This is a genomic window from Burkholderia sp. AU6039, from assembly GCF_002223365.1.
In the GTDB taxonomy this organism is placed as follows: Bacteria; Pseudomonadota; Gammaproteobacteria; order Burkholderiales; family Burkholderiaceae; genus Burkholderia.
The window spans coordinates 1-1,916 of the sequence record NZ_NKFK01000018.1; the positions used below are offsets into that span (position 1 = coordinate 1).

The window sequence follows — 1,916 nt, forward strand, 5'->3', positions numbered from 1 at the left end:
TTCTGAGTGCGCCGGGAGACCGGCAAGGAGCAGGTGGTGCAAGTCCACTGCGATGAAGGCGTAGCGAACCACATTGGCCCCGAGCCGTGCGACGGCCGCCGCGAGGCGACCGGCGAAGCGTCGGTAGGGGAACGTGCGGGCCAGCCATTGAGCCGCGATAGTTGTGTTATTCCGGGTGCCGACGCGGTTCAGAACGCGGAAGGCAACACGAAGAGGTGCGCAAGCGCGAGTGCCTCGACGACCCGGCGTGGTCGGAGAACCTGGCACGTACGGACGCTCTTTGCGCGGGAACCGGGAGGTCTCTCGTTCGGCCAACTGCAGCATGGGTTGGTCCGCGTCGGGAAGGCGAGGAGCCGTAGCCGATGATGAACGGACGAGAGAAGTCAGACTCCGCCATAGTAGCGAGGAAGCCTGCGAACAACGCCGGGAAGCCGGCTGCGGAGTGGGTGGAGCCAAGGGCGGGGACCAAGAGGAGCACGGGTCAGTCGCACACGTGCCGGGCGCAGAACCGGGCAAGCGTGTCACAGGGGCTGGACCGTGTACGGCAGGCTGCAAGGCAGCGGAAGAAGGAACGGTTCACCGCGCTGCTGCACCACGTCACGATCGATCGCCTCAGGGCGTCGTTCTTTGCGCTCAAACGCAATGCGGCCCCTGGGGTGGACGGTTTGACCTGGCGGTACTACGAGGCAGGACTGGAAGACCACCTCCAGCGCCTGCACGCGCGAGTACACAGTGGAGCGTACCGGGCACTACCCGTACGGCGACAGTACATACCGAAGCCGGATGGCAAACAGCGCCCGCTGGGGATTGCCGCGCTGGAAGACAAGATCGTCCAGCGCGCGGTGGTCGAAGTGCTGAACGCGATCTACGAGGGGGACTTCCTCGGATTCTCGTACGGGTTCCGGCCCGGGCGCAGTCAGCACGATGCGTTGGACGCGTTGGCGACAGCGATCACCGGCACCCCGGTGAACTGGATTCTGGACACCGATCTCAAGAGCTTCTTTGATTCGGTCAGTCAGGAATGGCTGGTCCGTTTCATTGAGCACCGGATCGGCGACCAGCGCATCATCCGTCTTGTGCGTAAGTGGCTCAAGGCGGGCGTGCTGGAAGACGGAGAGCTAAGCGTGAGTGAGACAGGCACTCCGCAGGGATCAGTGGCCTCGCCACTGTCCGCGAACGTGTACCTACACTACGTCTTCGATCTCTGGGCCAATCGTTGGCGGCGGCGGGAAGCCAAGGGCAACGTCATCATTCTGCGATACGCAGATGATGTCGTGGTCGGCTTCGAGCACGAAGCCGACGCACGGCGCTTCTGGGATGCGATGCGTTCGAGGCTGGAGGAGTTCGCGCTTGCGCTTCACCCGGACAAGACGAGGCTGCTGGAGTTTGGTCGCTATGCAGCGGCAAATCGCCAACACCGCGGTCTTGGTCGGCCGGAGACCTTCGCCTTTCTAGGCTTCATCTTTATCTGCGGCAGATCGCGCCGTGGTGCCTTCCAGCTTCAGCGGAAGACCCGAGGCGATCGCATGCGGGCGAAGCTCAGGGGGATCAAGGAGGAACTACGGCGGCGTATGCATGAACCGATCCCAGTGCAAGGGAAATGGCTTGGGCAGGTGGTGCGCGGCTACTTCGCGTACCACGCGGTACCGACGAACTCGCGCGCACTTGGCGCGTTCCGTTACCACGTCGTGGATCTCTGGCGACGGGCGCTTCGACGCCGTAGCCAGAAGGATCACATGACGTGGACACGGGTCGAGCGGATCGCGGATGCCTGGCTACCCCAACCTCGAATCCTTCATCCGTGGCCCGACCGGCGCTTTGCCGTCAAACACTCAAGGTAGGAGCCCGGTGCCCGAATTGGGCACGCCGGGATCTGTGCGGGGGGTGTCCAGTAATGGGCATTCCTACCGCGATCG

At 63.6% G+C, this 1,916-nt stretch carries 1 protein-coding gene; it reads left to right on the forward strand.

Annotated elements, in window-relative coordinates; all coding sequences use genetic code 11:
• The first annotated feature begins 365 nt into the window (after positions 1 to 365).
• On the forward strand, positions 366 to 1,841 hold the full coding sequence (gene ltrA, locus CFB39_RS38405; RefSeq protein ID WP_373452724.1) for a group II intron reverse transcriptase/maturase: 1,476 nt from the start codon (positions 366 to 368) through the stop codon (positions 1,839 to 1,841).
• Positions 1,842 to 1,916 lie beyond the last annotated feature (75 nt).

Bases quoted from the DNA above. Each gene is read 5' to 3' on its own strand.
- ltrA (WP_373452724.1), top strand. From the start codon at position 366: ATGAACGGACGAGAGAAGTCAGACTCCGCCATAGTAGCGAGGAAGCCT.